This window comes from Bradyrhizobium sp. R2.2-H, assembly GCF_004346455.1.
Lineage (GTDB): Bacteria > Pseudomonadota > Alphaproteobacteria > Rhizobiales > Xanthobacteraceae > Bradyrhizobium > Bradyrhizobium diversitatis.
The window spans coordinates 555,778-580,253 of record NZ_SMBR01000002.1; the positions used below are offsets into that span (position 1 = coordinate 555,778).

Consider the following 24,476-nt stretch of genomic DNA (forward strand, 5'->3'; position numbering starts at 1 on the left):
CCTAGGTCGCAAAGCGGGCCTTCGGTATAACTGCGATAGGAACCGATCGGTTCCCTATTTGGCTTTAAAAAACGGTCTCCATCAGGAGATCGATATTTTTCAGCATGTCGTCGCGACGTGATCCAACTTTTCCAAGAACCCTCATGCCCTGCGCATGGGCGACGATGAAGTGCGCGATAACACGGGGGTCGCGACCATCCCTGATTTCGCCGGCAGCTTGCCCTTTCGCGACGGTGGCGGCGAACAGATCTTGAAGCCTGGCGAAAAGACGCTTGATCAGGTCTGCGATCTCCGGATCTCCCGGCAACATCTCAGCGGCGGTCAAGACAGCGAAACACCCGCGAATACCTTTGCTTCCAGAAGACAAATCCGCATACCGTACGAGAGCGTTGCGGATTGCCTCCTTTGGCGAAGGATCCGATCGAAGAACCTCCTGGACGTTCCGCACACCCTCGTCGGTATAGAGCTTGAGGGCGTGCAGGAAGACAGATTTCTTGTCGCCGAAAGCCTTGTAGAAGCTGCCCTTCGAAAGCTCCATTCCGGCAAGGAGGTCGGACAACGATGCATCGTGATAGCCGCGATCCCAGAAGACCTGCATCGCGCGCCTTACCGCATCGTCGAGATCGAACTCACGGGGGCGACCGACGGGGAGTTGAGAATTGGTAGCCATCATTCAGGCAATATAGACCAAGTGGTTCCTAAATGCAATAAGGCGCGATGCTGGAAATCGGAGTGAAGGGACATGTTGGACGAGGCGGTCGAACACTCGCAATACGTTGGTCAGCAATGAGGGGGAAGCGGCGACCGATCGACGCCGCCGCCATCATGTCAACATACCCCTGTTTTGCCCGACGAGTCAAAATTGACTTCGCAAAATCCGTAATTTTGCGAGGTCACCGATAAGCCATTGATTCCGCTGGCCCCGGCTACTGTGCATGGGGTTGTTTTCGTATTTTTGCTTTGGCGGCCGTCTACTCCGCCGCTTTTTCCCTCAAGCGCTGCGCGTAGACGTTGATGACCAGCGCGGCCAGCAGGATCAGGCCGCGGATCAGGATCTTCAGGAAGCTGTCGATGTTGACGTGGTCGAGGCCGTTGTTGAGGACGCCTAGCACGAACAGGCCGACGATGGTGTTGCCGATGCCGCCGCGGCCGCCGAACAGGCTGGTGCCGCCGACGACGACGGCGGCGATGGAGTCGAGCAGATAGGTGTCGAACTCGTTCTGCTGCGCGCTGCCGAAATGGGCGACGCCGAGCATGCCGCCGATGCCGGAGCACACCGCGGAGATCACCATGACGGCGCCAAGGATGAGCTTGACGTTGAGGCCGGAATATTCCGCCGCCTCGCGGTTGCCCCCGACCATGTAGACGTAGCGGCCGAAGCGCGTGTAGGTCAGCACCAGATGGCCGCCGAGCAGCATGATGGCTGCGACGATGACGATCCAGGGGATGCCACCGATCGAGCCCGAGCCGAGCGTCGTGATCAGGCTCGGCACCTTGTAGGCGATCTGGCCGCGCACCAGCAGCGCCGAGATGCCGGCGGCGATCTGCATCATCGCCAGGGTCATGATGAAGGAGGGGATGCCGATCACGGTCAGCCCCAGCGCGTTGACGAGGCCGAGCAGGGCGCAGAGCAGGATCGACAGGATGATCGCGACCGCGCCGGGCAGCGGGACGTTGGCGATGTTGACGTAGGACTCCTGCAGCGTGAAGTAGGCGACCGCGATGCCGGTGACGTTGGCGATGGCGGCGATCGACAGGTCGATCTCGGCGCAGAGGATCACGAAAGTGAGGCCCACGGCGATGATGCCGGTGATCGACACCTGCGTGAGGATGTTGCCGAGATTGTCGAGCGTCGCGAAGGAGGGGCTGGCGAAGGCGAAGAAGGCGGTCAGGAAGATCAGCGTCAGGAAGGGGGCGATGTTGCGCATCTGCGAGCGCAGGAAGGGTGCAAGGCCCCGCGCCCTCCGTCCCGCCGCCAAAGCCGTCTCGCTGCTCATGTGCTTCTCCGTCACGCCGCTTCCAGCAGGCGGTCCTTGCTGACCGGCTCGTTCTTGAATTCCCGCACCACTGTGCCGCGCTTGAGCACGAGGATGCGATCGGCCAGCGACAGCACCGTTTCCGGCTCGGTCGACAGCACGATGATGGCGAGCCCCCTGGCGCGGAGGTCGCGGACGATGTTGATGACGTCGTTCTTGGCGCCGACATCCATGCCGCGGGTCGGCTCGCACAGCACCAGGAGCTTGGGCGGATAGGTCAGCCATTTTGCGAGGGCGACCTTCTGCTGGTTGCCGCCCGAGAGCATGCCGAGATCGAGGCCGACCACCGGCGGCCGGATCTGCAATTGCTCGACCTGGCGCTTGGCGATGTCGCGCTCCCGCGCCGGCTTGAGCAGCAGCGTCGAGATGCGATCGAGAATGCTGATCGAGATGTTCTTGTAGACCGGCTCCTGGTGAAACAGCATGTCGCGCCGGCTCTCCGGCACCAGCGCCACGCCGGCGCGCCGCGCTGCTGCCGTGCTGGCGAAGGACTTGGGCGTGCCCTCGACGGCAAGCGTGCCGCCGTCCGGCTTCAGCTTGCCGAACAGGATACGCGACAGCTCCTGCTGGCCGCAGCCCATGAAGCCGTAGATGCCGAGCACCTCGCCGGCGCGCGCTTCGAACGAGATGTCCTGAAGGCTGCGGGACAGCGACAGCTGATCGACCTTGAGAACGACCTTGCCGTCGCTCGGCTGCGGCAGCATCAGATCGTCGGTGTAGCTATGCTCGAGCGCCTCGCCGCCGCGGCCGATCATGGCCTCGATCAGCGCGCCCTTGCTGGTCGCGGCGCTCGCCGTCTCCGCAACCTTCCGCCCGTTGCGGAACACGGTCACCGTGTCGGAGACGCGCAAGATATCCTCGATGAAATGCGAGATGAAGACGATGGCAGTGCCGCCCTCGCGCAGCCGCTTGAGCGTGGCGAACAGCCGCTCGACCTCGGGCGGGGAGAGGGCGGAGGTCGGCTCGTCCAGGATGACGATGCGCGCGCCGGAGAACAGCACGCGTGCGATCTCGATCAACTGCTGCAGCCCGATCGGGAGATCGCCGAGCCGCGCCATCGGGTCGACGTCGATGCCGAAACGGGCGAGCTGCTCGCCCGCTTCCCGCGCCATCCGCCGCCATTGCACGAGGCCAAGTGCGTTGGTCGGCTGGTTGCCCAGGAAGACGTTCTCCGCGACCGTCAGGTCGGGCGCAACGCTGAGCTCCTGATGCACCATGGCGATGCCGGCGGCGTGCGCATCGCGGGCCGAGCGGAAATGCATCTCCTTCCCGTCGACTAGGAAGCGGCCGGAGAATTCGGTGTGCACGCCGGCGATGATCTTCATCAGCGTGCTTTTCCCGGCGCCGTTCTCGCCGACGAGACCATGGATCTCGCCGGGATAAAGCGCGAAGTCGACACCACGAAGCGCTTCGACCCCGCCGAAGCTCTTCGTGATGCCCTGCAGTTCCAGGATGGGCTTTTGTCCCACGCTCATGAAAAATCTGGAGGCTCAGATCAGGAAGTGATCCTGCATCCACTGCATGCCGGCGGCGTTGGCCTTGGTCACGACCGGGCCGTCGGTGACGACGTTCTTCGGGATACCCTGTCCGCTCTTCTCGCCGCCGACCACGGCCGACACGCCTGCAATGATGGCGCCGCCATGGATGCGGCAGGAGGGATTGCGCACCGTGGCGAACATGCGGCCCTCGCTCACCGCCTGGATCGCCGGCGGCATGGCGTCGACGCCGCCGATCAGGATGTTGGTGCGGCCCCGCGCCTTCATGATGTTGGCGGCGGCGAGCGCCATGTCGTCATTGTGGAAGAAGGCCGCGTCGATCTGCGGATATTTCGTCAGGTAGGTTTCCCAGAGGCGGGCGGTCTTGGAGACGTCCCAGTCGGCCGGCTGGGTGTCGAGCACCTCGATGCCGGGGAACTGCTTGACCACCGAGTTGAAGCCCTTGGCCCGTCCTTGTGCGCCGGTATGCCCGAGCGCGCCCTGCGTCATGATGATCTTGCCCTTGCCGCCCATGGCGTTGCACAGCGCCTGCGTCACCGAGGCGCCCATGAACTCGTTGTCGGGCGCGAGGAAGGAGTGCACGTTGATCTGGTCGAGCGGCGCGATCAGCGTGTCCATGTCGATCACCGGCGTGCCGGCGTCGATCATCTTCTGCACCGGCTGGGTGAGGGTGCCGATGCCGAAGGCCTGGATCGCGACGAAATCCCATTTCTGCGAGGCCATATTGTCGATCGCCGCGCGTTGCTTCACGGCGTCGAGCTGGCCGTCGAACCAGGTCACCTCTACGTTGAACAGCTTGCCCCAGAATTCCGCGGCCTGCTTGCCTTGCGCGCACCAGGTCGCCTGCAGGCCCGCGTTAGAGAACGCCGCCTTCAGCGGCTTCTCGCTGCGTCCGACCGCGGCTGCCAGTGCGGGGTTTATGCCCATGCTGCCGAGGATGGCAGTTGCGGCGCCGGCGGTCGCTGCCGCCTGGAGAAGATCGCGCCTCGTCGTCGAGAAATCTTTCGTCCCGGACATCGCTCGCTCCCATGTATTTTGTCGTCGGCGCGTCATTGCTTGCGCGACCGATCTCCGAAAGTCTCTCACAAGAGTTGTTGGCACTCAATCTGCAATCAACCGCGAGATCGCAGCAAGCCACCGTTGGTGCAGCGCAAAGCGTCGGGCCGGAGCGGCGGCGCATGCGTCGATATCCGCGAGCAATCTATCCCAGGCCTGCGCGATCTCCGGCGTCCATTTACGTCGAGCGGATCGCGGAGCGCATTTCTGACGACGCGGCGTGCCGTAAGTATCGTGCGGCGCTCACCGGCGAAGTCGAGGATCGTCAATGCGAGCGTCGATCCCTCGCCAACTCGCTGCCTTCGAGCGGAACATCGCCTGCGCTTCCGCATGCAGCTCGAACAGACGTTGGTAAACGGGCGGAGCGTGATGCGGCCGCGCGGTGTCCAGGATTGGATGAGAGGCGATGTTCATCGGCAGTTCAGCCGCGCGGGTAAAAAAAGAGCGGGGCCCTGGCCCCGCTCGAAAATTGTGTCGACCCTATTATCCCCGATTCTAAGATTTGCTCTTGATTGACGGGGCGACGCTGCGTTTTGCGCGCCAGGGGCTCCTCCCGAGACTTGGACCACCAGACTTCGCCTCGCGGCCAGCCTGAGCAAGGGGGATGCTAGATCAACTTTTCTCACTTGTCATCATTTTCGGCAACGAATGTTCAAAATTCGAGCAATTAACGAAACGATCGAGCTCGAAGTCATCTAAATATATGACAAGTATAAGAAATTTGTGGACAGGCGGGATGGTTGCCCTGCCTTAAATCGCGGACCGGCGCCGGTGCTGGAGCGCGCCGACCACAGTCTTCGAGAAATTTGCGCTGGGCCAAGACGGCGGCGGAACTGATCTCGACTCGGCCCTGACTGCAGTGTTTAGTTGGCTGACGAACGAATGGTTCGGCGGATGCGCGCACGGCTACAGAAATTCCTACCCATCGTCCTGCTCGCCCTGGTGATGCAGGTGCTGGCGCCGATTGCCGCGTGCTGGGCGGCCGGCCAGGCTATGGCCGATCCGCTTTCCGCCGCCGTCATCTGCCACAGCGCGAGCGAGCAGGGCGGTCCGAACGATCCGACCCGCACGCCGACCGCGCATGCCGGCGCATGCGCCCTGTGCTGCCTGGCCCAGGCCAACGCGACGCTCGATTCGCCTCCGCAGGTTGCCCTCGCCACTCCCTTCCGTCGCGCCGAACGCGTGGTGTGGCTTGCGGCGGATGTGCCCGCCATCCCTGTTTACAAGGGCTCGAGCGCCCAGGCTCGCGCACCCCCTCGATTTTCCTGACGTAGCGACAAACCGAACCATTGGCGTGCGCTGTTGCCGTGCCAATGGCGTGTGTAATGGACCGGCCGACGTGCCGGATGTCAGGAATTCAAGAGATGTTACGCATTCGTGCGATCAGCCGCGCGAGCCTGCCCGTGCTTTGCGGGCTGGTGTCCTCGATCGGCTCAGACGCGCTGGCCCAAGGCGCCTCGGAATCGCTTCCCGCGGTGACGGTTGAGGCGCCGCAGCCTTCGCGTCCCAAACCTACCGCCCGGCCATCGCGACTGCGCTCAGCTTCGGCGGGACGCGCAGCCAGACCCGTTGCGCAGAACGCGACCGCCAGCGCGCCGGCCCAAAACTTGGCCGCGTCTGCCGGCGCGGCGCGGGCTGATCTCAATCAATCGCCGGCCGGCCAGACCGCGACGACCATCGATCGCAGCCAGTTCGACAATCGCCCGGCGTTTTCGGTCAGCGACGTCTTGCGGGACAGTCCGGGCATTTCGATCAAGCAGGGCAATGGTCCCCGTGATTTCGGAATCTCGATTCGCGGATCCAACGCCCGCAACGGTTTCGCCATCCGCAATCTCGTGATCTTCGACGATGGCTTTCCGGTGACGCAGCCGGACGGCCTGTCGCGGAGCGACCTGATCGATCCGCACGCCTATGGCGCGATCGACGTGATCCGCGGCCCGTCGTCGGCGCTCTACGGCAACTACGCGACCGGCGGCGCGCTGAATTTCCGGACGAGGCCCGGCGGCACGATTGACGGCGTCGAATATGGCGTGGACGGCGGCAGCTACGGTTATCTCAACAACTACCTCGCCGCCGGCAAGAAGGTCGGGAATTTCGAGGGCTCGCTGTTCGCGAGCGACGTGCGGGGCGATGGCTACATCGGCAACAGCTGGTTCAACACGCAGACCGTCAACTTCCTCGGCACGCTCAAGGCGACGCCGGATGACCGCTTCACGGTCAAGATCATCAACAATGACCTCAGCACGCGATTGCCGATCCGGCAGTCGCTGAACCAGTACGACCTCAACCCGTTCCAGCAGGGATGTGCTACTGGTGCCACCGCCGCGCCGGGATGCGGGACGGTCAGGCTGTTCAACAACGGCTTCAACGCAACTGGCGGGACCGGCACGGAGACGGCTCTGCAGGCCGGCCTCGGCCGCAACGACCGGCGGACCATCGTCGGCGGCCGGTGGGAGCACGATTTCGACAACACGATGACGTGGCGCAACCAGTTCGTGTTCGACGACAGGAACATCAGCCAGCCAACTGGACAGACCAGCTCGATCGGAGATTTTCCGTCGTACAACTACATGAGCGATCTCACCAAGCGCGGCGAGATCCTCGGGATGGAGTCAACCACGTTCTTCGGCGCCTTCTACAATACCCTGACGGCGTCGAGTGATACGCGATATGTGATGCCGGGGGGCAATGCCACGCTCGGCAGGCTCTCGAGCAATCTCTTCAGCGAAACGACCAATTATGGTGTGCGTGCCAGGGAAGAGCTCAGGCTGACGACCTCGCTGACGGCGGTCGCCGGCATTGGTTGGGAGACCACCCTACTGAAGGGGACAAACACCGCGTATGCGTACGCAGGTCCCACCGGCATCACCACAACGACCCTGACGACCGCGGACCGGCAGTTTCAAAATGCTGCGCCGGAGTTGGCGCTGCTGTACAATCTCAACAACGAATGGCTCTTCCGCGGACGAGTTGCCACGGGATACGGCACTCCGCAGGTTTCGAACCTCTTCGTCCTTCCGACGGGTTTGTCCGGCAACAATACGCAGCTCCAAACCCAGAAGAATCTAGGTTACGACCTCGGTTTCGATTGGACGCCGAACAACACGCTCAAGCTCAGCGCGACCGGCTTCTACGAGTTCTTCCGCAACGAGATCGTCAGTCAGGCGACTCCGATTGCTGGCATATCCTATTCGTTCAACGCGCCACGGTCGGAGCACCGCGGCATCGAGCTGGCCGCTGACTGGAAGTTCTATCCGGGCTGGCGGTTCACGGCGGCGTACACCTATCTCGACGAGGTCTACACCGAGTATGTCGAAAACATCACCAATGGCGCGGTGTTCAGCTTCAACCGGGCAGGCAACAAGATTCCCGGCATCTCGCCCAACGAGCTGACGGCGCGCATTGGATATGACGAGTTCGCCGGGCCGCTTGCGGGCCTCGGAGGCTTTGTCGAACTGCAGTGGAAGGACTCCTTCTACATGGACAATGCGAATTTGCTGAAGGCACCCGGCTATGAGCTGGTCAATTTGAACGTTCACTACAAGACCGATCTGGTGTCGGACACCTTCAGATCGCTGAACCTGTTTCTCGAGGTCAGGAACGTATTCGACCGGACCTACATCGCTTCGGCAAACAACATCGCCAACACGGTGACGGCGGCTGGCCTTCAAAATCCTGCGAGTGTGCTCGCAAACACCACAGGATCGATCTATGCCGGCTCGCCGCGCGCCTTCGTTGCGGGTATGAAGGTGGCGTTCAAATGATCGGGGTTCTCGAAGGGAACAGGGCCATGATCCGAACTGGCCTGCTCGGGATCGTCGCTCTCGCATTGCTGCAAGGTGCGGCGCTTGGGCAGATGCGTGCTCCGCATGCGTCCGAAGCGGCGTGCGAGGAGCCGACGCTGCGCTGTGCAACCAAGGCGACGCCCGCATTCGCTCCGGACGGAACGCTGTGGCTGGTCTGGATGGCGGGAGGGCAGGTCTCGGTCGCGAGTTCGCAGGATGCGGGCCGCAATTTCTCGATCCCCGTCCAGGTCACGACGAAGCGGCTGAACCTCGATTGGGGACCGGATGCGCGGCCGAAGATCGAGGTCGATCGCAAGGGCGGCATTGCCGTTGCGTTCTCGATCTTCAGGGACGAAGCCTTCAACGGCCAGGTGCTCTACACGCGTTCGGCCGATGGCGGAAAGAGCTTCGCGGAGCTGAAACCCATCACCGCAAGCAATGAGAGCCAGCGTTTCGAAGCGCTGGCGCTCGATCAGGACGGAACGGTCTTCGCAGCCTGGCTCGACAAGCGCAATCGTGTTCCCGCAAGAGAGGCGGGGCGGAAGTACGAGGGAGCAGCGCTGTTCTTTGCCTCGTCTCGCGATGGCGGCGCCACCTACACCGAGGCCCATCTCGCCCGGGACGGCACCTGCGAGTGCTGCCGGTTGGGAATAGCGTTCGCGGCCCCGGGACGGCCGGCCGTGATCTTCAGGAACATCTTCGAGGGGGGCGTGCGCGATCACGCGATCATGACGTTCACCGACGTCTCGACGCCAGGGGAAATCCATCGGGTCAGCAACGACGACTGGCAGATCAATGCCTGCCCGCACCACGGGCCGAGCCTCACCATCGGTCCGAATGGAACCTATCACGTCGCCTGGTACACGAACGGGAAAGCGCGGAAGGGATTATTCTACGCCCACTCGCGCGACGAGGGTCGCACGTTCTCTGCGCCGATGGCGTTGGGGCGGCCGGATCGTAGTCCGACGCGCCCCTTCGTGCTCGCGAGCCCGGCGGGGACGGTGATGGTGTGGAAGGAATTCGATGGCGAGAAGACCGCGGTCCAGATGACGATCTCGCATGACGATGGCGAGACCTGGTCGCCACCGACGGCGATATCGAGCACGACCGACACATCCGACCATCCCTTGCTCGTCTCGAATGGCGGACAGGTCTACCTGTCATGGATGACGAAAGCGGATGGCTACCGGCTCACAGCGATCGAGGACCAACGATGAGACGTCGATTTGCAGCTATTGTAGGTCTGGGTATCCTGATCGCTTCAGCGTCTGCGCTCGGGGCACCTCCGGTGCTCAAGCCATTCGAACGAGGCACCTGGCAAAGCTTGCTCAAGGGGCATGCCGACCGTCCGACGCTCGTGCATTTCTGGGGCGTGACCTGCGGGCCCTGCAAAGTCGAGTTGCCGTTGCTCGGGAAGTTTGCGAAGGACCATCCCGAAATCGATGTCGTCACGGTCAGCGCGGACCTCGTGCCGAACCTGCCGGCCGCGACGCAATCGATGCTCGACAAGGCGGGGCTGTCGTCGACCGAGAACTTCATCTTCAACGACGGCTTTGTCGAGCGCTTGCGGTTCGAGATCGATCCTGCCTGGCAGGGCGACATCCCCAGGACGATGCTCATCTCTCGGGACGGGAGCATCACGACGATCGAAGGCTCCGCCGAAATGTCCGACCTGGAGAAATGGTCGGCGCAGCAGCTCTCCAAACACTGAAAATCAATCTGCAAAGGAAATACCGATATGAAGACAAGGCTGAAGGATGTGCTGCTCGCTGCGTTCGCTCTTGCACTCTGTGCAGCGCCGGCGATCGCCGACGACGTCAAGGCCGGCGATCTCGTCATCTCGCAGGCGTGGAGCCGTGCGACGCCGGGCGGCGCCAAGGTCGCCGGCGGCTATCTGATCATCGAGAACAAGGGAACCGCCGCGGACAGGCTGATCGGCGTGTCCGCCGATATCGCCGGCAAGGCCGAGATCCACGAGATGGCCATGGACAATGGCGTGATGAAGATGCGCCAGCTCGACAAGGGACTGGCGATCGATCCCGGCAAGACGGTGAAGCTCGCGCCCGGCGGCTATCACCTGATGCTCCAGGAGCTGAAGGCGCCGTTCAAGCAGGGCGACAAGGTGCCCGTGACGCTGCAATTCGAGAAGGCCGGCAAGGTCGCCGTCTCTCTCGACGTCCAGGGCGTCGGCGCGCAGGCTCCGGGCGATGCGGGGCACTCGGGTCACATGGACATGAAGAAGATGCCGGATCACTCGGGAATGAAGATGAAGTGAGGCCGATCCGGGTTCCCGGGAGACTGAATTTATCGGAGCGAACCTACCTGACCCTGATGCCTGCGCTCGCCGCTTCACCGGTGGCGGCGCACGTCTCCCTTGAGACGCGCAAGCCACGGTCGTGCGGATGTCGGGTTGAACGCGCTGATCTGGCTGGCGCGAGTTGGCCTTCACGTGCCTCGGTCGGCTCGGGCTGCCGCTGCCGGCTCTCGTGACGGCCCTCCCTCGAACGTCGCCTTCGCAAGCAGCGCTTCAAGCTGAACCTGAAGTCGACGGAAAAATGACAAGGAATTTCGCCGCGTTAGCGGCTTTTCCTCATTCCCGGCCTTGTATTTTCGCTCTCAATCCGGTTTCACTGCGGACGATCACTGATTCCCAGAGTATTACCATGCGGTTGTCGCGGTTCTTTCTGCCCATCCTGAAGGAAAATCCGAAAGAGGCGGAGATCGTCTCGCATCGGCTGATGCTGCGCGCGGGCATGATCCGGCAGGAGGCGGCCGGCATCTATGCCTGGCTGCCGCTCGGCTTCCGTGTGCTGAAGAAGATCGAACAGATCGTGCGTGAGGAGCAGGACCGGTCCGGCGCGATCGAGGTCTTGATGCCGACGCTCCAGCTCGCGGACCTCTGGCGCGAGAGCGGCCGCTACGATGCTTATGGCCCGGAGATGCTGCGTATCGCCGACCGCCACAAGCGCGAGCTCTTGTACGGACCGACCAACGAGGAAATGATCACCGAGATCTTCCGCGCCTACGTCAAGTCCTACAAGAACCTGCCGCTCAATCTCTATCATATCCAATGGAAATTCCGCGACGAGCAGCGCCCGCGCTTCGGCGTGATGCGCGGCCGAGAGTTCCTGATGAAGGACGCCTATTCGTTCGACCTCAACGAGGCCGCGGCGCGCGTCGCCTACAACAAGATGTTCGTGGCCTATTTGCGCACCTTCGCGCGGATGGGGCTGAAGGCGATCCCGATGCGCGCCGAGACCGGCCCGATCGGCGGCGATCTCAGCCACGAGTTCATCGTGCTGGCAGAGACCGGCGAATCCGGCGTCTTCATCAATCGCGACGTGCTGGACCTGCCGGTGCCGGGCGAGGATGTCGATTATGACGGCGACCTGACGCCGATCATCAAGCAATGGACCTCGGTCTATGCGGCGACGGAGGACGTTCACGACGCCGCGCGCTTCGAGCGGGAAGTGCCCGCGGACAAGCGGGTCAACACCCGCGGCATCGAGGTCGGGCAGATCTTCTATTTCGGCACCAAATATTCCGAGCCGATGAAGGCGCTGGTGGCAGGTCCCGACGGCGTCGACGTGCCGATCCATGGTGGTTCCTACGGCGTCGGCGTCTCGCGCCTGTTAGGTGCCATCATCGAGGCCTGCCATGACGATGCCGGGATCAAATGGCCGGAGGCCGTCGCGCCGTTCCGCGTGTCGATCCTGAACCTCAAGCAGGGCGACCCCGCGGTCGACGCGGCCTGCGAGAAGCTTTATGCGGAGCTCACGGCCAAGGGCGTCGACGTGCTCTACGACGACACCGATCAGCGCGCCGGCGCCAAGTTCGCCGCCGCCGACCTGATCGGCATCCCCTGGCAGATCATGATCGGGCCGAAGGGGCTCGCCGACGGCAAGGTCGAGATCAAACGACGCAGCGACGGCGCGCGCGAGACGATGTCGCCTGCCGACGCGGTCGCAAGACTTGTGGGCTGATAAGGCTGGTCGGCTGAATATTGTTCATCGCCCGAGATCGCGGCCGCCAATCCGGCCACAATTGACCCCGAATCATGGGATTATCGAGCGATGGATGAGACCATGACCGAAACCGTGCAAACTGCGCCTTTTGCGCCATTCGAGTGGATGCTGTCGGCGCGCTATCTGCGTGCGCGGCGGAAGGAGGGATTCATCTCGGTCATCGCCGGGTTCTCCTTTCTCGGCATCATGCTGGGCGTTGCGACGCTGATCATCGTGATGGCCGTGATGAACGGCTTCCGCAAAGAGCTGCTCGACAAGATCCTCGGCCTCAACGGTCACATCCTGGTCCAGCCGCTGGAATCGCCGCTGACCGACTGGAAGGACGTCGCCGAGCGCATCAGCCAGGTCGAGGGCATTCGCCTCGCGGCGCCCGTCGTGGATGGTCAGGCGCTGGCGTCGTCGCCATGGAATGCCTCGGGCGTCCTGGTGCGGGGCATCCGCTCCGACGATCTCAACAACCTCACCTCGATCGCCAAGAACATCAAGCAGGGCTCGCTCGAAGGCTTCGACGACGGGCAGGGCGTCGCAATCGGCCGGCGCCTCGCCGACCAGCTTTCGCTGCATGCCGGTGACAGCATCACGCTGGTGGCGCCGAAGGGCGCGGTCACGCCGATGGGCACGACGCCCCGGATCAAGCCGTACAAGATCGTCGCCGTGTTCGAGATCGGCATGTCCGAATACGATCTCGGCTTCGTGTTCATGCCGCTGGCCGAGGCGCAGGCCTATTTCAACCGCAGCAACGACGTGACCTCGATCGAGGTGTTCACCACCAACCCGGACAGGATCGACGCCTTTCGCAAGGCGGTGACGGAGGCGGCGGGTCGGCCGGTATTCCTGGTCGACTGGCGGCAGCGCAACTCGACCTTCTTCAACGCGCTCCAGGTCGAGCGCAACGTGATGTTCCTGATCCTGACGATGATCGTGCTTGTCGCCGCGCTCAACATCGTCTCCGGCCTGATCATGCTGGTGAAGGACAAGGGCAGCGACATCGCGATCCTGCGCACGATGGGCGCCTCGCAGGGCTCGATCATGCGCATCTTCCTGATCACGGGCGCCTCGATCGGCGTGGTCGGCACGCTGGTCGGCTTCTGCGTTGGCCTCGTGATCTGCCTCAACATCGAATCGATCCGGCAATTCCTGTCCTGGCTCACCAGCACCGAATTGTTCTCGCCGGAACTCTACTTCCTGTCGAAGCTGCCCGCTGAAATCGACGTCGGCGAGACCACGGCGGTGGTCGTCATGGCGCTGACGCTGTCGTTCCTGGCGACGCTCTATCCGTCGTGGCGTGCCGCGCGCCTCGATCCCGTCGAAGCGCTGCGGTACGAGTGAGGGGCTGATGGAGCAGCAGCAGGGGGCGGAAGATGTACCGGTCATTTATCTCCACGAGATAAGGCGGCAGTACCTGCAGGGCGAGGTGCCGCTGACGATCCTCGATGGCGCCAATCTGGCGCTGTGGGCAGGCCAGTCGGTCGCGCTGGTGGCACCGTCGGGCTCGGGCAAGTCGACGCTGCTGCATATCGCGGGGCTGCTCGAAGCGCCCGATTCCGGCGAGGTCTATGTCTCGGGCGCGCCGACCTCGCAGCTGCCCGACATCGAGCGTACGCAGCTTCGCCGCACCGACATCGGCTTCGTCTACCAGTCGCACCGGCTGCTGCCGGAGTTCTCGGCGCTAGAGAACGTCATGCTGCCGCAGATGATCCGCGGCCTGAAGAAGTCCGAGAGCGTCAAGCGCGCCAAGGAGATCCTGGGCTATCTCGGCCTCGGCGACCGCATCACCCACCGCCCGGCCGAACTGTCCGGCGGCGAGCAGCAGCGTGTTGCGATCGCCCGTGCGGTCGCCAACGCGCCGCGCGTGCTGTTCGCGGACGAGCCGACCGGCAATCTCGACCCGCACACGGCGGATCACGTGTTTCAGGCGCTGATGCAGCTGGTGAAGGCGACGCGGGTGTCGATGCTGATCGCGACCCACAACATGGAGCTCGCCGGCCGCATGGACCGGCGAGTCTCGCTCTCGAATGGCCAGGTGGTCGAGCTCGACTAGCAAAACTACGAAAACAACCCCATGCACAGTAGCCAAGTGCTTGGCGGGACTGACGAAAGGAATCGGCGACGGGGCTCGGCCGCCGCCCCAGGGCTCAAGGGCGGATCACGGTCATTTTGAACGGTCCGCCATTGGCGGCGGCGTGTTCTACCGCTTCATTCGCGTGGTCGAGGTCGAAGACCGTCGCCTCGTACTCCTCAAGCCTGAGCAGCCCCGCGCGCACCAGCGCGATCAGGCGGCTCGCCGCATCCGGCGGGTACATCCAGACGCCGTGGATGCTGATGCAGTTGCGCATGATCCAGGGGTAGGGCAGCTCGAGGCCCGCGCCGCCCGCCATGCCGACGCCGCCCATCAGCACGACGCGGCCGTAAGCGCGCACCGTCATGACCGCCGCCCGCACGACGGTCGGGCTCACCGAAGGCGGCATGATGTCGAACACGCAGTCGATCGGGCCCGTCGCGGCGCGCCTCATGCTCTCGCGGTCATCGTTCTCGTTACCGGTGAGCCTGACCGGCTTCACGCGGTCGCCGAAGCGACGGACGAGGTCGGCGAGGATCTTTTCGTTGCGGCCCGGCGCCACCACGCAGGCCGCGCCCATCGCGAGCGCAACGGATACCGCAGCGCTGCCGAAATTGCCGGTGGCGCCGCTCACCAGCACGGTCTCGCCAGGCCGAAGATCTGCGGCGAGGAAGCCGCCATAGGGCACCAGCAGCGTGCCCAGCGCGCACCAGCGCGTCGCTTCCTCCGAGGTGATTGCACCGAGGCGTTTGACGTTCTCGGTCGGCAGGCGCATCTGCTCGGCGAAGGAGCCATGGCGAAAGTGCTTTTGCAGCAGCATGCCGCCGGGCCCGGCGGCGGTGAGGCCTTGCAGCGCGATATCGGGTGCAACGGAGTCATCGCGCGAGCGCACCGTCGGGTCGCAGAACACCCAGTCGCCGACGGCAAGCCTGGTCGCGTCCGGACCGATCGCGCGGACCCGGCCGATGCCGCCGGGGCCCGGCACGATCGGCAGGTCGAGCGCATAATTGCGCGTCCCGTCGAGGACCTCGTTCATGTAGGACAGCACGCGCGTGGCGACGACGTCGACGATCACCTCGCCGGTGCCGATGGTTGGGTCCGGAACGTCCTCGATCACGAGCGGCGATCCAAAGGATTTGAGCACGGCAGCTTTCATGATGTTCACCTCAAGGTCGGGTGAAGCCCTATGCGCTGCCTTGGAGCGGACAGGAAGGCCTGGTATTATCCTAGTATTCGTTGGGCCCTCCATTGCAGGACACGCGTCATGGCCGATCCACGCCGGGTTGAATTCGGCGACTTCCTGAGATCCCGCCGCGAAAAGCTGTCGCCGAAGACCGTCGGGCTTCCGATGGGCCGGCGCCGGCGTACCGCGGGGCTGCGCCGCGAGGAGGTCGCGCAGCTCGCCGGCATCGGCGTCGATTGGTACATCCGCCTCGAGCAGGGCCGCACGGTCAGCCCGTCCGTCACCACGATCGACGCACTGGCCCGCGCGCTGCGCCTCAGCAAGACCGAGCACGCGCACCTGAGGGCGCTGGCGCGCGACGGAGACAAGCGCCCGTTCACGCGCGAAATCGTGCCGCCACCGATCCGGCGGATGATCGAGAGCCTGCACCACCCGGCCTACATCACCGGGCGCCGCTGGGACGTGCTGGCCTGGAACGAGGCGGCCGAGGACGTCTTCGCCTTCGGGCGATTGCCGGAGCAGGATCGCAACACGCTGCTCCTCATGATGACCAACAAGCAGACGCGAAAATCCTACGGCGCCGGCTGGGCGGATGTCGCCAGGGCCATGGTGGCGATGTTTCGCGCGACCCACGACGTCTGGGCCGGCGATCCCGCCTTCACGGAGTTGCTCACGCGACTGCGCCAGGGCAGTCCGGAATTCGTCAAATGGTGGGAGGCACACGATATCCGCAGCACCATCTCGGGCCGCAAGACCATGAACCATCCGACCAAAGGCGTGCTGCACTTCGAGCACACCAGCTTCCAGGCCAACGACGATCCCGCGCTGAAGCTCGTGATCTATACGCCGGTGTAGGACGGACACCGATTCAATAGAGCGTCTGTCTTCGAAGCCATTCAGGCTTTCGAATACGACCGCTGCAGATCTCGTTCCGAGCGCAATGAATCGCCTTCAGCCCGATCCCAAGGGCCCGGGGAACCCAAGTGTCACCGGGGGGTTATTTGGTCGGTCAATCGACATCGACGTCAGGTCGGGCTGCCCCGATCGAATTGAACTGCGCAACGCGGAATACCGTTTCATCAGCCTATTGAGTGGAGGCAGGGAAGTGTCCGGGGAAGACCGATGACGACAGCGACCGGGCTGCTCTCGGCCGACCGTAATGCCGTCTTGGCGACCCTCGGCGACTACATTCGAGAAATCGGCAACCCCGACGATCTCGCCTATGCCGCGGCTGAGCTGCTCGGCCGCAGCCTCAATGTCAGCCGGGCAGGTTACGGCACCGTCGATACCTCCGCCGAAACCATCACGATCGCCCGCGACTGGAACGCTCCCGGGATCTCGAGCCTGGCCGGCGTGCTGCGCTTTCGCGACTATGGCAGTTACATCGAAGACCTGAAGCGGGGCGAAACGGTCGTCTGCGCCGATGCCGAGAAAGACCCTCGCGTCGGCGACCGTGCCCGTGCTCTCGAGGCGATCTCTGCACGTGCACTCGTCAACATGCCGATCTCGGAGCCCGACGGGGTTGTGGCGCTGTTGTACCTCAACAATGCCGCGCCGCGCGAATGGAGCCCTGATGAGCTGGACCTCATCCGCGACGTCGCCGAGCGCACGCGCACTGCGGTCGAACGCCGCCGTGCGGAAACGGCCGTGCGCGAAAACGAAGCCCGGCTGCTCTTCCTGGACGCCCTCAACAAGGAGACGGCCAAGGTCGGCGATGCCGACGGCGTGATGGCGGTGACGACGCGGATGGTCGGTGAGCATCTCCGCGTCTCGAACTGCGCCTATGCCGACATGGATCCTGATCAAGACGGCTTCACCATACGCGGGGACTGGGCAGCCCCCGGCGCGATGCACATCCTGGGGCACTATAGCCTTGCCGACTTCGGTGAGAAGGCGGTGCGAGAGCTGAGCGCCGGCAGGCCCCTTGTCATCAACGACAATCTGAAGGAGATCGCGCCGGAGGAAGCCGCCGCTTTCCAGCGCATCGGCATAGGTTCGACCATTTGCATGCCCTTGGTGAAGGAAGGGCGACTGACGGCCTTGATGGCGATACATCACCGGGGCCCGCATCTCTGGACGCCGCGAGAGCTTGCCTTGCTCACCGAGGTGACGGAGCGATCGTGGGCGCACATCGAGCGCGTCCGATCGGAGCAGGCAGCCCGGGAATCTGCCGAACGGCTGGTCCTCGCCAACAAGGCAGCGGGCATCGGCACCTGGGACTACGATCCGCTCAACGACATTCTCCGATGGGACGGCCGCTGCAAGGAGGTGTTCGGCCTCCCACCTGACGCCGATGTCAGCTATGAAGGATCATTCCTCAGGGGCATTCATCCCGAGGACCGGCAGCGCGCCCATGAGGCTGTATCGGCCGCTCTGAAACCTCATTCTCCGGCGAGCTACAACATCGAATACCGAACCGTCGGGATCGAGGACGGCGTCGAGCGCTGGATCGCCGCAACTGGCCACGCAATTTTTTCCAACGGCCAGGCTACCCGCTTCATCGGGACCGTGCTGGATATCTCCGCGCAGAAGAAAACGGAACGTCATCTCAGGATACTCAACGATACAGGGGCATCGGTTGCCCGCGAACGTGATCTCGAGAAGATCGTTCAGATCGTGACGGATGCCGGCGTCGAGCTGACCGGCGCGCAATTCGGGGCCTTTTTCTACAACGTCGTGGCGGCGGACGGCGACAGCTACATGCTGTATGCGTTGTCCGGCGCGCCGCGATCCGCTTTCGAGAACTTTCCGATGCCGCGCAATACGGCCGTGTTCGAGCCGACGTTCAAGGGGACCGGCGTGGTGCGGTCGGAGGACATTCTGCAGGACCCGCGCTATGGCAACAACGCGCCGCGCAAAGGCATGCCCCAGGGGCATCTACCGGTCCGCTCCTACCTGGCGGTCCCCGTGATCTCGCGAAGCGGCGAAGTACTCGGTGGGCTCTTCTTCGGTCATGCGGAGGTAGGTCAATTCCACGAAGAGCATGAGGCCGCATTGCTCGGCATTGCCGGTCATGCCGCTACGGCCATCGACAACGCCCGGCTCTTGACCAGGCTCGAGGCGCTCAATGCCGAGCTTGAGCAGCGTGTCGCCGATGAGATCGGCGAGCGCATGAAGGCCGAGGAGCAATTGCGGCAATCGCAGAAGATGGAAGCCGTCGGGCAATTGACGGGAGGAATCGGCCACGACTTCAACAACATGCTGGCCGTGATACTGGGTAGCCTGAATCTTGCAAAGCGGCGGCTCAGCAAGGGCGAGGTCAACGTTGACCGCTTCCTCGAGGGTGCCATCGACGGCGCAAACCGTGCGGCCACCTTGACGCAAAGGCTGCTCGCGTTCTCGCGTCAGCAGCCTCTTGCGCCGGAGGTCCTGGACATCAACAGGATGGTCGGCGAGATGAGCGAGTTGCTCGAGCGATCGCTTGGCGAACTGGTCCACCTTGAAACGGTCCTCGCTGCGGGTCTCTGGCGTGTCAAGGCCGACCCCGCCCAGCTGGAAAGCGCGGTCATCAATCTCGCAGTGAATGCGCGCGACGCGATGCCGAAAGGCGGCAGGCTGACGATCGAAACCAGCAACGCGTCGATAGATCGAAAATATGCCCGCGAATATGCACTGGCGCCCGGGCAGTATGTTCTCATTGCTGTTACGGACAACGGCACAGGAATTCCGGAGGACATGCTGGGAAAGGTCTTCGATCCGTTTTTCACGACCAAGGTCGTGGGCAAGGGCACCGGCCTTGGACTTAGTCAGGTCTACGGCTTCGTGCGGCAATCGGGCGGCCATGTCAAAATTTACTCGGAAGTCGACGTTGGCACGACCGTGAAGATCTACCTTCCACGTTTCATCGGCGAGGAGGCAATCCCGGACTCGTCGCGCGGGGTCATCCATCCCGGCGCAAGCCATCAGAACGAGACGATTCTCGTCGTGGAAGACGACGAGCGCGTTCGCAGCATTTCATCCGAAAGCCTGCGCGAGCTCGGCTATACCGTCATCGAAGCTGCGAGCGCCATGGAGGCGATCAGGACGATCGAAGACGGCACCGTTCCGGATCTGCTGTTTACGGATGTCGTCATGCCCGAGATGACCGGCGCTGAACTCGCGGCACAATTGTCGAAACGACATCCCGGCCTGAAGGTGTTGTTTACCACCGGCTACACGCGCAATGCGATCGTTCACAACGGCATGCTCGACGCCGGCAAGCATCTGTTGTCGAAGCCCTTCGCGATCGAAGAACTGGCCGCCAAAATTCGCAATCTGCTCGACGAGTGTTGAGCACGTCGCCGCAGGGTGTTCACGTCTCCCGCGAGCGGGAGAGGGAGTGCACCTCCGTCGTTGCCGACGCGCGTTGATCACGTCAGTCGATCGATGATCCGAAGGAGCCGATCGCAGGACGCCTCGATCTTCTTAGGAGGAGACATTGCGACACCGAGCAACAGTCCTGGGCGCGCTGTGTCCTTTGACGCAGACCAGAGCGATAGCGGCGTAGGCGCGAGGCCAAGCGGTGCCGCTTCCCTGGCGATGGCCAGATCGGGTGCTCCCTCCGGCAACCGCAGGACCGCCGCCAATCCGGCAATCGCAACGTTGGCAGTGCGCGGGCGCAGGTATTTCAGCAAGCCATCGGCTTGTGCTGCGTAGACCCGTTTCGTGCGCCGAAGATGCCGCAGATAATGGCCGTCGCTGATGAAATCGGCCAGCGCGAGCTGCACCGCGGGTCCAGGCGCCGGCGCGAGGCACGCCGCAACTTCGGCAAATCGCGCCGCCAGAGCGGCCGGTGCAACGACAAAGCCCAGACGCAGCGCAGGAGTCACGGTCTTGCTGAAAGAGCCGATGTGAATGACGCGGCCGGCGCGGTCGAGCGAGGCGAGCGCCGGTGTCGCCCGGCCCTTGAGCTGAAGCTCGCTCAGATAGTCATCCTCGATCACCCACGCCTTGCTTCGCGTGGCCCAGTCGAGCAGGCGTGAGCGTCTTGCCAGCGACAATGTCGCTCCGAGCGGCGCCTGCTGCCCTGGCGTCACGACCACCAGTGCCGCATCAGGAGCATGCTTCAGGCCGAAATCGACATCGATGCCGTCGGCGTCAACGGGGATCGGCACGATCGATGTTCGTGCGAGCTTGAGGCCGTGCCGGGTGAAGGGAAAACCCGGATCCTCCATCCAGGCCTTCTTCTGCTCGAGGCCGAGGACGCGAAGCGTCAGGCCAAGGCCTCCGCTGAATCCGCCGGTGATGATGATCTGGGAGGGCGCGCATTCGATCCCGCGCGCCAGCGCAAGGTAGGCCGCGATTTCGCGCCGCAACGCCGGCTCACCGCGCGGATCAGGATAGATCGCCGGTGCGCTCATCTCGATGCGGACCGCCTGCGCGCGTATCCGCGCCAGCAACGTCGCAGGAAGGGTCTCCTGCGCAGGCACGCCCATCTGGAAGATCGCCGGCCCGGCCGTGAGCTCCTGGTACATCTCCATGAACGAGCCTGGGGCCGGGGCCTTGTCCCGCCGCACCGGAAACCGTGGCCGGTCCGCGACATGCGTTCCAGTCGCGCGCCTTGCGACGATCAGTTGGGCGGATGAGAGCTTTTCGTAGGCGACCCGCACGGTGCCGCGCGCGACGCCGAGCTGGGCGGCCAGATCCTGCCAGGAGGGCAAGCGCGCGCCCGGGGCGAGCACGCCGCTCTCGATGGCGGCCCTGATTCCCCTGTGGATCTGCTCGGCCAACGGCGTCTTCGCAGATCGATCCAGCTCCAGGCGCAGCGGCTTGGTCATGCCTGCATGGTACACGATTTTTGCACATTTTTGGTACTTTTTCGTAGACCAGAGCAGGGACACCTAAGGGGGTAACGGGGAGTGTTCATCCCTCCGATCATCAAGGAGCAAGCAGATGAGTGAACGTCTCGACTACAACCACGTTGCTCCGGCAGGCGCGAAGGCGCTGGGTGGTGTCTACGGCTATGTCATGCAAAGCGGGCTTCCCGCGACGCTGGTCACCCTGGTCTATCTCCGCGTGTCGCAGATCAACAACTGCGCCTATTGCCTCGACATGCATACGCGCGACCTGCTCAAGGCCGGCGTGAAGACCGAAAAGCTCGCGCTGGTCCAGGCGTGGGCGGAGGCCGGCAATCTCTTCGACGAACGCGAGCGCGCCGCCCTCGCATGGGCCGAGACGGTTACCCGCGTCGCCGAGACCAATGTTCCGGATGATGCCTTTCGAGCCGCCCGCAAGGTCTTCAATGAGCGCGAGCTCGTCGATCTCACGATCGCGATCAGCCTGATGAATGCGTACAATCGCATGTCGATCAGCTTCCGGAAAACGCCGCAGGCCGTGCTCGAGAGTGCCGCCTGACGGCGAATGGCATCAGCCGAAACAGAGAGCAGGAGCCTGAAAATGACGAGGGTGATTTCCGGCGTCAAAATTCCCGACAGTCAATTGGCGCGCGAGGCTGCCGAGCTGGTGCGCAGCTACGAAGGCGAGATGTTGTTCAACCATTCGGTTCGCGTCTACGTGTTCGGCGCGATCAAGGGGCTGCGTCAGAAGCTGAAGTTCGATCCCGAACTGCTGTATGTCGCGGCGCTGTTTCACGACCTCGGTCTCGTCGATCACTACCACACCGAGACCATGCGGTTTGAGGTCGACGGCGCCGACGCCGCGCGCGACTTTCTGCGGGCCCGCGGTATTGCCGAGCCGCAAGCCGACCTGGTGTGGGAAGCGATCGCGCTACACACCACCCCCGGCATTCCGCAATATATGAGACCGGAGATCGCGCTCACCAACGCAGGCGTCCTGGTCGACGTCGTCGGCATCGGATATGACGAGTACACGCCGGAGCAGCGCGACCAGGTGATCTCCGCGTTCCCGCGCGGCGACTTCAAGAACGAGTTCCTGAAGGTGCAGACCTGCTCAGCGCTGAAGAAACCGCAGACGACGTTCGGGACGGTCAACTTCGATTACATCGAAGATCACGATCCGGGCTTCCGCAAGCCGAACGCGTGCACGCGCATCCGCAGCACGCCCTGGCAGAGCTGAGGGGATGCAACGGGCTCCGTCACGGGATGCCCGGCATCAGCCGAACGGCTTTGATCATCCGGCGCGAACGGCGGGGCGTCTCGGGCGGTGAGGGGACGCCGGTTTGTGCGACGGAAAATACGGATTCACCACGCAACTCGCGGAGCGCCCGACCGCGAGATAGCGGCACTGCGCAAGCGATGCGTAGCTGCAGTCGAAATAGCCGACGGGGCCGTAGATCTGCATGCAGACCGGATAGCTCGGATCGTAGGTCTGTGCATGCGCAAGTCCGCCGGCCGAGAGCTGGGCGATCGCGATGAGCGCGAGGTGGGCGCGGCGCATCTCAGCGTGGCAGGAAGTAGCCCGGCGTCTGTGCGCGCGGACGATTTTGATACGCGTATGGATCGTCGCTCTGTCCGACGAAATACGGATTGGCGATGCAGGTCAGCGCGCGACCGGATGCGCTCGCCTGACACTGCGCGTAGGTGTCGAACCTGCAATTGCTCAGTCCCGGCCATTCATCACCGGTGAGGCAGAATGGATGATTTTTGCCGAATGCGTGCGCCGGTGTGCTTGCACCAGATGCGAATGCAAATGTGACGAATGCGAGCGAAAATGTGGCGACAATAGGCAAGGGAACTCGATCGCGCATTTCGATTCTCCAATCACGCGAATGTGCGCGCGGTGCCGTTACGCGCACATGCAGCTTATGTCCTCTAGTCGACATTGGAACTCGTGAAAACACTTGTTTCATAGGGTTTCCGCACACCCGCTGATAAACATTCGTTAACGAGCGAGGTCCTTTCGACTAAACTGTTGCGTCGCGGTTACAGCAATTCCGTCGTCCACTGCTAAGACATTGCGCACGGCCCGGGGGCCTACTGAAGAAACTGGAACGGGAATCAAATGAAGAAGAGTTTGTTGCTTGCCGCTGTCAGCCTCGTCGCGCTCAGCGCGGCTGCACCGGCGATGGCTGCTGACCTCGCGGCGCGGCCCTACACCAAAGCTCCGCCGGCGGCGATCGCTGCCGTTTACGACTGGAGCGGTTTCTACATCGGCGTCAACGGCGGTGGCGGTTCGGCGGATACGTCGTGGGACCTCGTCAACTTCGGTCCTGAAGGTTCGCACAACTCGACCGGCGGCACGGTCGGTGGCCAGATCGGCTACCGCTTTCAGACCGGCCAGTTCGTTTTCGGTGTGGAAGGCCAGGGCAACTGGGCCGACTTCTCCGGCGACAACATCAGCCTGATCGCCCCCGGCAATCGTAACCGGACCAAGATGGACGCATTTGGGCTCATCACCGGTCAGGTTGGCTATGCCTGGAACAACGTCCTGCTCTACGTGAAGGGTGGTGCGGCTGTTGTCAGCAACAAGTACGACGTCTACAGCGTTGCCACGGGAGCAAACATCGACAACGCGGACGAGACCCGCTGGGGCGGCACGGTTGGTGCAGGCCTGGAGTTCGGTTTCGCTCCGAACTGGACAGTCGGCGTCGAGTACAACCACATCTTCCTCGGCGACCAAAATGTCACCTTCGCCAGTGGTGCAGTCGACCGCATCAAGCAGGACGTCGACATGGGCCTCGTCCGCCTGAACTACAAGTTCGGCGGTCCGATGCTGGCTCGCTACTAAGACAGCTCGCTCAACGCGAGCGGCTGACGAAAGCCCCGGCTTCGGCCGGGGCTTTTTTTATTTTGTACATTCAGCGAGTTAACCATCCCGTTTCGCGCGGTCTCGGACCGCTTGACTCCCCTGAACAAAAGAAGAACAATGTTCTTCATACGTTCCAACAAGGGAGCAGGCCATGTTCAGGGTTTTCGTGGAAGAAGCCGCCGCACTGGCG

The 24,476-nt window shown here is 63.3% G+C and carries 21 protein-coding genes; 13 read left to right on the top strand and 8 right to left on the bottom strand.

Translation table 11 applies throughout. From position 1 onward, the window contains the following. Positions 1-64: 64 nt before the first annotated feature. From EDE08_RS06755 to EDE08_RS06770, 4 genes are all read right to left on the bottom strand, one after another. Positions 65-673 carry a TetR/AcrR family transcriptional regulator gene (locus tag EDE08_RS06755; RefSeq protein ID WP_131868174.1) on the bottom strand — a complete coding sequence of 203 codons (609 nt, stop codon included), beginning with the start codon at positions 671-673 and terminating at the stop codon, positions 65-67. Positions 674-971: 298 nt separating this feature from the next. After that, on the bottom strand, positions 972-1,997 hold the full coding sequence (locus tag EDE08_RS06760) for an ABC transporter permease (protein WP_131868175.1): 1,026 nt from the start codon (positions 1,995-1,997) through the stop codon (positions 972-974). Between the two features lie 11 nt (positions 1,998-2,008). Then, the gene (locus tag EDE08_RS06765) at positions 2,009-3,511 is read right to left on the bottom strand and encodes a sugar ABC transporter ATP-binding protein (protein WP_131868176.1); all 1,503 of its coding nucleotides are present in this window, start codon (positions 3,509-3,511) and stop codon (positions 2,009-2,011) included. Between the two features lie 15 nt (positions 3,512-3,526). After that, entirely contained in the window at positions 3,527-4,549 is a 1,023-nt protein-coding gene (locus tag EDE08_RS06770; RefSeq protein ID WP_028177658.1) for a sugar ABC transporter substrate-binding protein, read from the bottom strand. Positions 4,550-5,482: 933 nt separating this feature from the next. On the opposite strand from EDE08_RS06770, the gene EDE08_RS06780 reads away from it, so the two are divergent. The 8 genes from EDE08_RS06780 (at position 5,483) to EDE08_RS06815 (ending at position 14,439) form a co-directional block, all read left to right on the top strand. After that, on the top strand, positions 5,483-5,857 hold the full coding sequence (locus EDE08_RS06780; protein WP_207912907.1) for a DUF2946 domain-containing protein: 375 nt from the start codon (positions 5,483-5,485) through the stop codon (positions 5,855-5,857). 95 nt (positions 5,858-5,952) lie between these two features. Further along, positions 5,953-8,352 (top strand): TonB-dependent receptor family protein, encoded by a 2,400-nt coding sequence (locus EDE08_RS06785; RefSeq protein WP_131868178.1) that lies wholly within the window; start codon positions 5,953-5,955, stop codon positions 8,350-8,352. A gap of 26 nt (positions 8,353-8,378) precedes the next feature. After that, positions 8,379-9,590, top strand: a complete 1,212-nt coding sequence (locus EDE08_RS06790; protein ID WP_131868179.1) for a sialidase family protein — start codon at positions 8,379-8,381, stop codon at positions 9,588-9,590. After that, on the top strand, positions 9,587-10,084 hold the full coding sequence (locus tag EDE08_RS06795; protein ID WP_131868180.1) for a TlpA family protein disulfide reductase: 498 nt from the start codon (positions 9,587-9,589) through the stop codon (positions 10,082-10,084). The genes EDE08_RS06790 and EDE08_RS06795 overlap by 4 nt, the downstream gene beginning before the upstream one ends. 27 nt (positions 10,085-10,111) lie before the next feature. Beyond that, entirely contained in the window at positions 10,112-10,648 is a 537-nt protein-coding gene (locus tag EDE08_RS06800) for a copper chaperone PCu(A)C (protein ID WP_131868181.1), read from the top strand. 388 nt (positions 10,649-11,036) lie between these two features. Then, the gene (proS, locus tag EDE08_RS06805) at positions 11,037-12,356 is read left to right on the top strand and encodes a proline--tRNA ligase (RefSeq protein ID WP_131868182.1); all 1,320 of its coding nucleotides are present in this window, start codon (positions 11,037-11,039) and stop codon (positions 12,354-12,356) included. Between the two features lie 90 nt (positions 12,357-12,446). Beyond that, positions 12,447-13,727 carry a lipoprotein-releasing ABC transporter permease subunit gene (locus tag EDE08_RS06810; protein ID WP_131868183.1) on the top strand — a complete coding sequence of 427 codons (1,281 nt, stop codon included), beginning with the start codon at positions 12,447-12,449 and terminating at the stop codon, positions 13,725-13,727. A gap of 7 nt (positions 13,728-13,734) precedes the next feature. Further along, positions 13,735-14,439 (top strand): ABC transporter ATP-binding protein, encoded by a 705-nt coding sequence (locus EDE08_RS06815; protein ID WP_131868184.1) that lies wholly within the window; start codon positions 13,735-13,737, stop codon positions 14,437-14,439. 94 nt (positions 14,440-14,533) lie between these two features. On the opposite strand, the gene EDE08_RS06820 is transcribed toward EDE08_RS06815, so the two are convergent. Then, on the bottom strand, positions 14,534-15,613 hold the full coding sequence (locus EDE08_RS06820; protein ID WP_165935739.1) for a zinc-binding dehydrogenase: 1,080 nt from the start codon (positions 15,611-15,613) through the stop codon (positions 14,534-14,536). 108 nt (positions 15,614-15,721) lie between these two features. Here EDE08_RS06820 and EDE08_RS06825 point away from each other — a divergent pair, with 108 nt between their 5' ends. Continuing rightward, positions 15,722-16,495: a helix-turn-helix transcriptional regulator gene (locus EDE08_RS06825; protein ID WP_131868186.1), complete on the top strand. Its 774-nt coding sequence runs from the start codon at positions 15,722-15,724 to the stop codon at positions 16,493-16,495. A gap of 267 nt (positions 16,496-16,762) precedes the next feature. Then, positions 16,763-19,912: a GAF domain-containing hybrid sensor histidine kinase/response regulator gene (locus tag EDE08_RS06830; protein WP_131868187.1), complete on the top strand. Its 3,150-nt coding sequence runs from the start codon at positions 16,763-16,765 to the stop codon at positions 19,910-19,912. Positions 19,913-19,989: 77 nt separating this feature from the next. On the opposite strand, the gene pdxR is transcribed toward EDE08_RS06830, so the two are convergent. After that, on the bottom strand, positions 19,990-21,396 hold the full coding sequence (pdxR, locus tag EDE08_RS06835) for a MocR-like pyridoxine biosynthesis transcription factor PdxR (RefSeq protein ID WP_165935738.1): 1,407 nt from the start codon (positions 21,394-21,396) through the stop codon (positions 19,990-19,992). A 115-nt stretch (positions 21,397-21,511) separates the two neighbouring features. Between pdxR and EDE08_RS06840 the strand changes: the two genes are divergently transcribed. Beyond that, positions 21,512-21,973 carry a carboxymuconolactone decarboxylase family protein gene (locus EDE08_RS06840; protein WP_061879527.1) on the top strand — a complete coding sequence of 154 codons (462 nt, stop codon included), beginning with the start codon at positions 21,512-21,514 and terminating at the stop codon, positions 21,971-21,973. A 42-nt stretch (positions 21,974-22,015) separates the two neighbouring features. After that, the gene (locus tag EDE08_RS06845; RefSeq protein ID WP_131868189.1) at positions 22,016-22,654 is read left to right on the top strand and encodes an HD domain-containing protein; all 639 of its coding nucleotides are present in this window, start codon (positions 22,016-22,018) and stop codon (positions 22,652-22,654) included. A gap of 54 nt (positions 22,655-22,708) precedes the next feature. Here EDE08_RS06845 and EDE08_RS06850 read toward each other — a convergent pair whose 3' ends face one another. Continuing rightward, on the bottom strand, positions 22,709-22,975 hold the full coding sequence (locus EDE08_RS06850) for a DUF3551 domain-containing protein (protein ID WP_131868190.1): 267 nt from the start codon (positions 22,973-22,975) through the stop codon (positions 22,709-22,711). A 1-nt stretch (position 22,976) separates the two neighbouring features. Beyond that, positions 22,977-23,285, bottom strand: a complete 309-nt coding sequence (locus EDE08_RS06855; protein ID WP_131868191.1) for a DUF3551 domain-containing protein — start codon at positions 23,283-23,285, stop codon at positions 22,977-22,979. Positions 23,286-23,539: 254 nt separating this feature from the next. Between EDE08_RS06855 and EDE08_RS06860 the strand changes: the two genes are divergently transcribed. Then, on the top strand, positions 23,540-24,265 hold the full coding sequence (locus EDE08_RS06860; protein WP_061879523.1) for an outer membrane protein: 726 nt from the start codon (positions 23,540-23,542) through the stop codon (positions 24,263-24,265). Positions 24,266-24,476 lie beyond the last annotated feature (211 nt).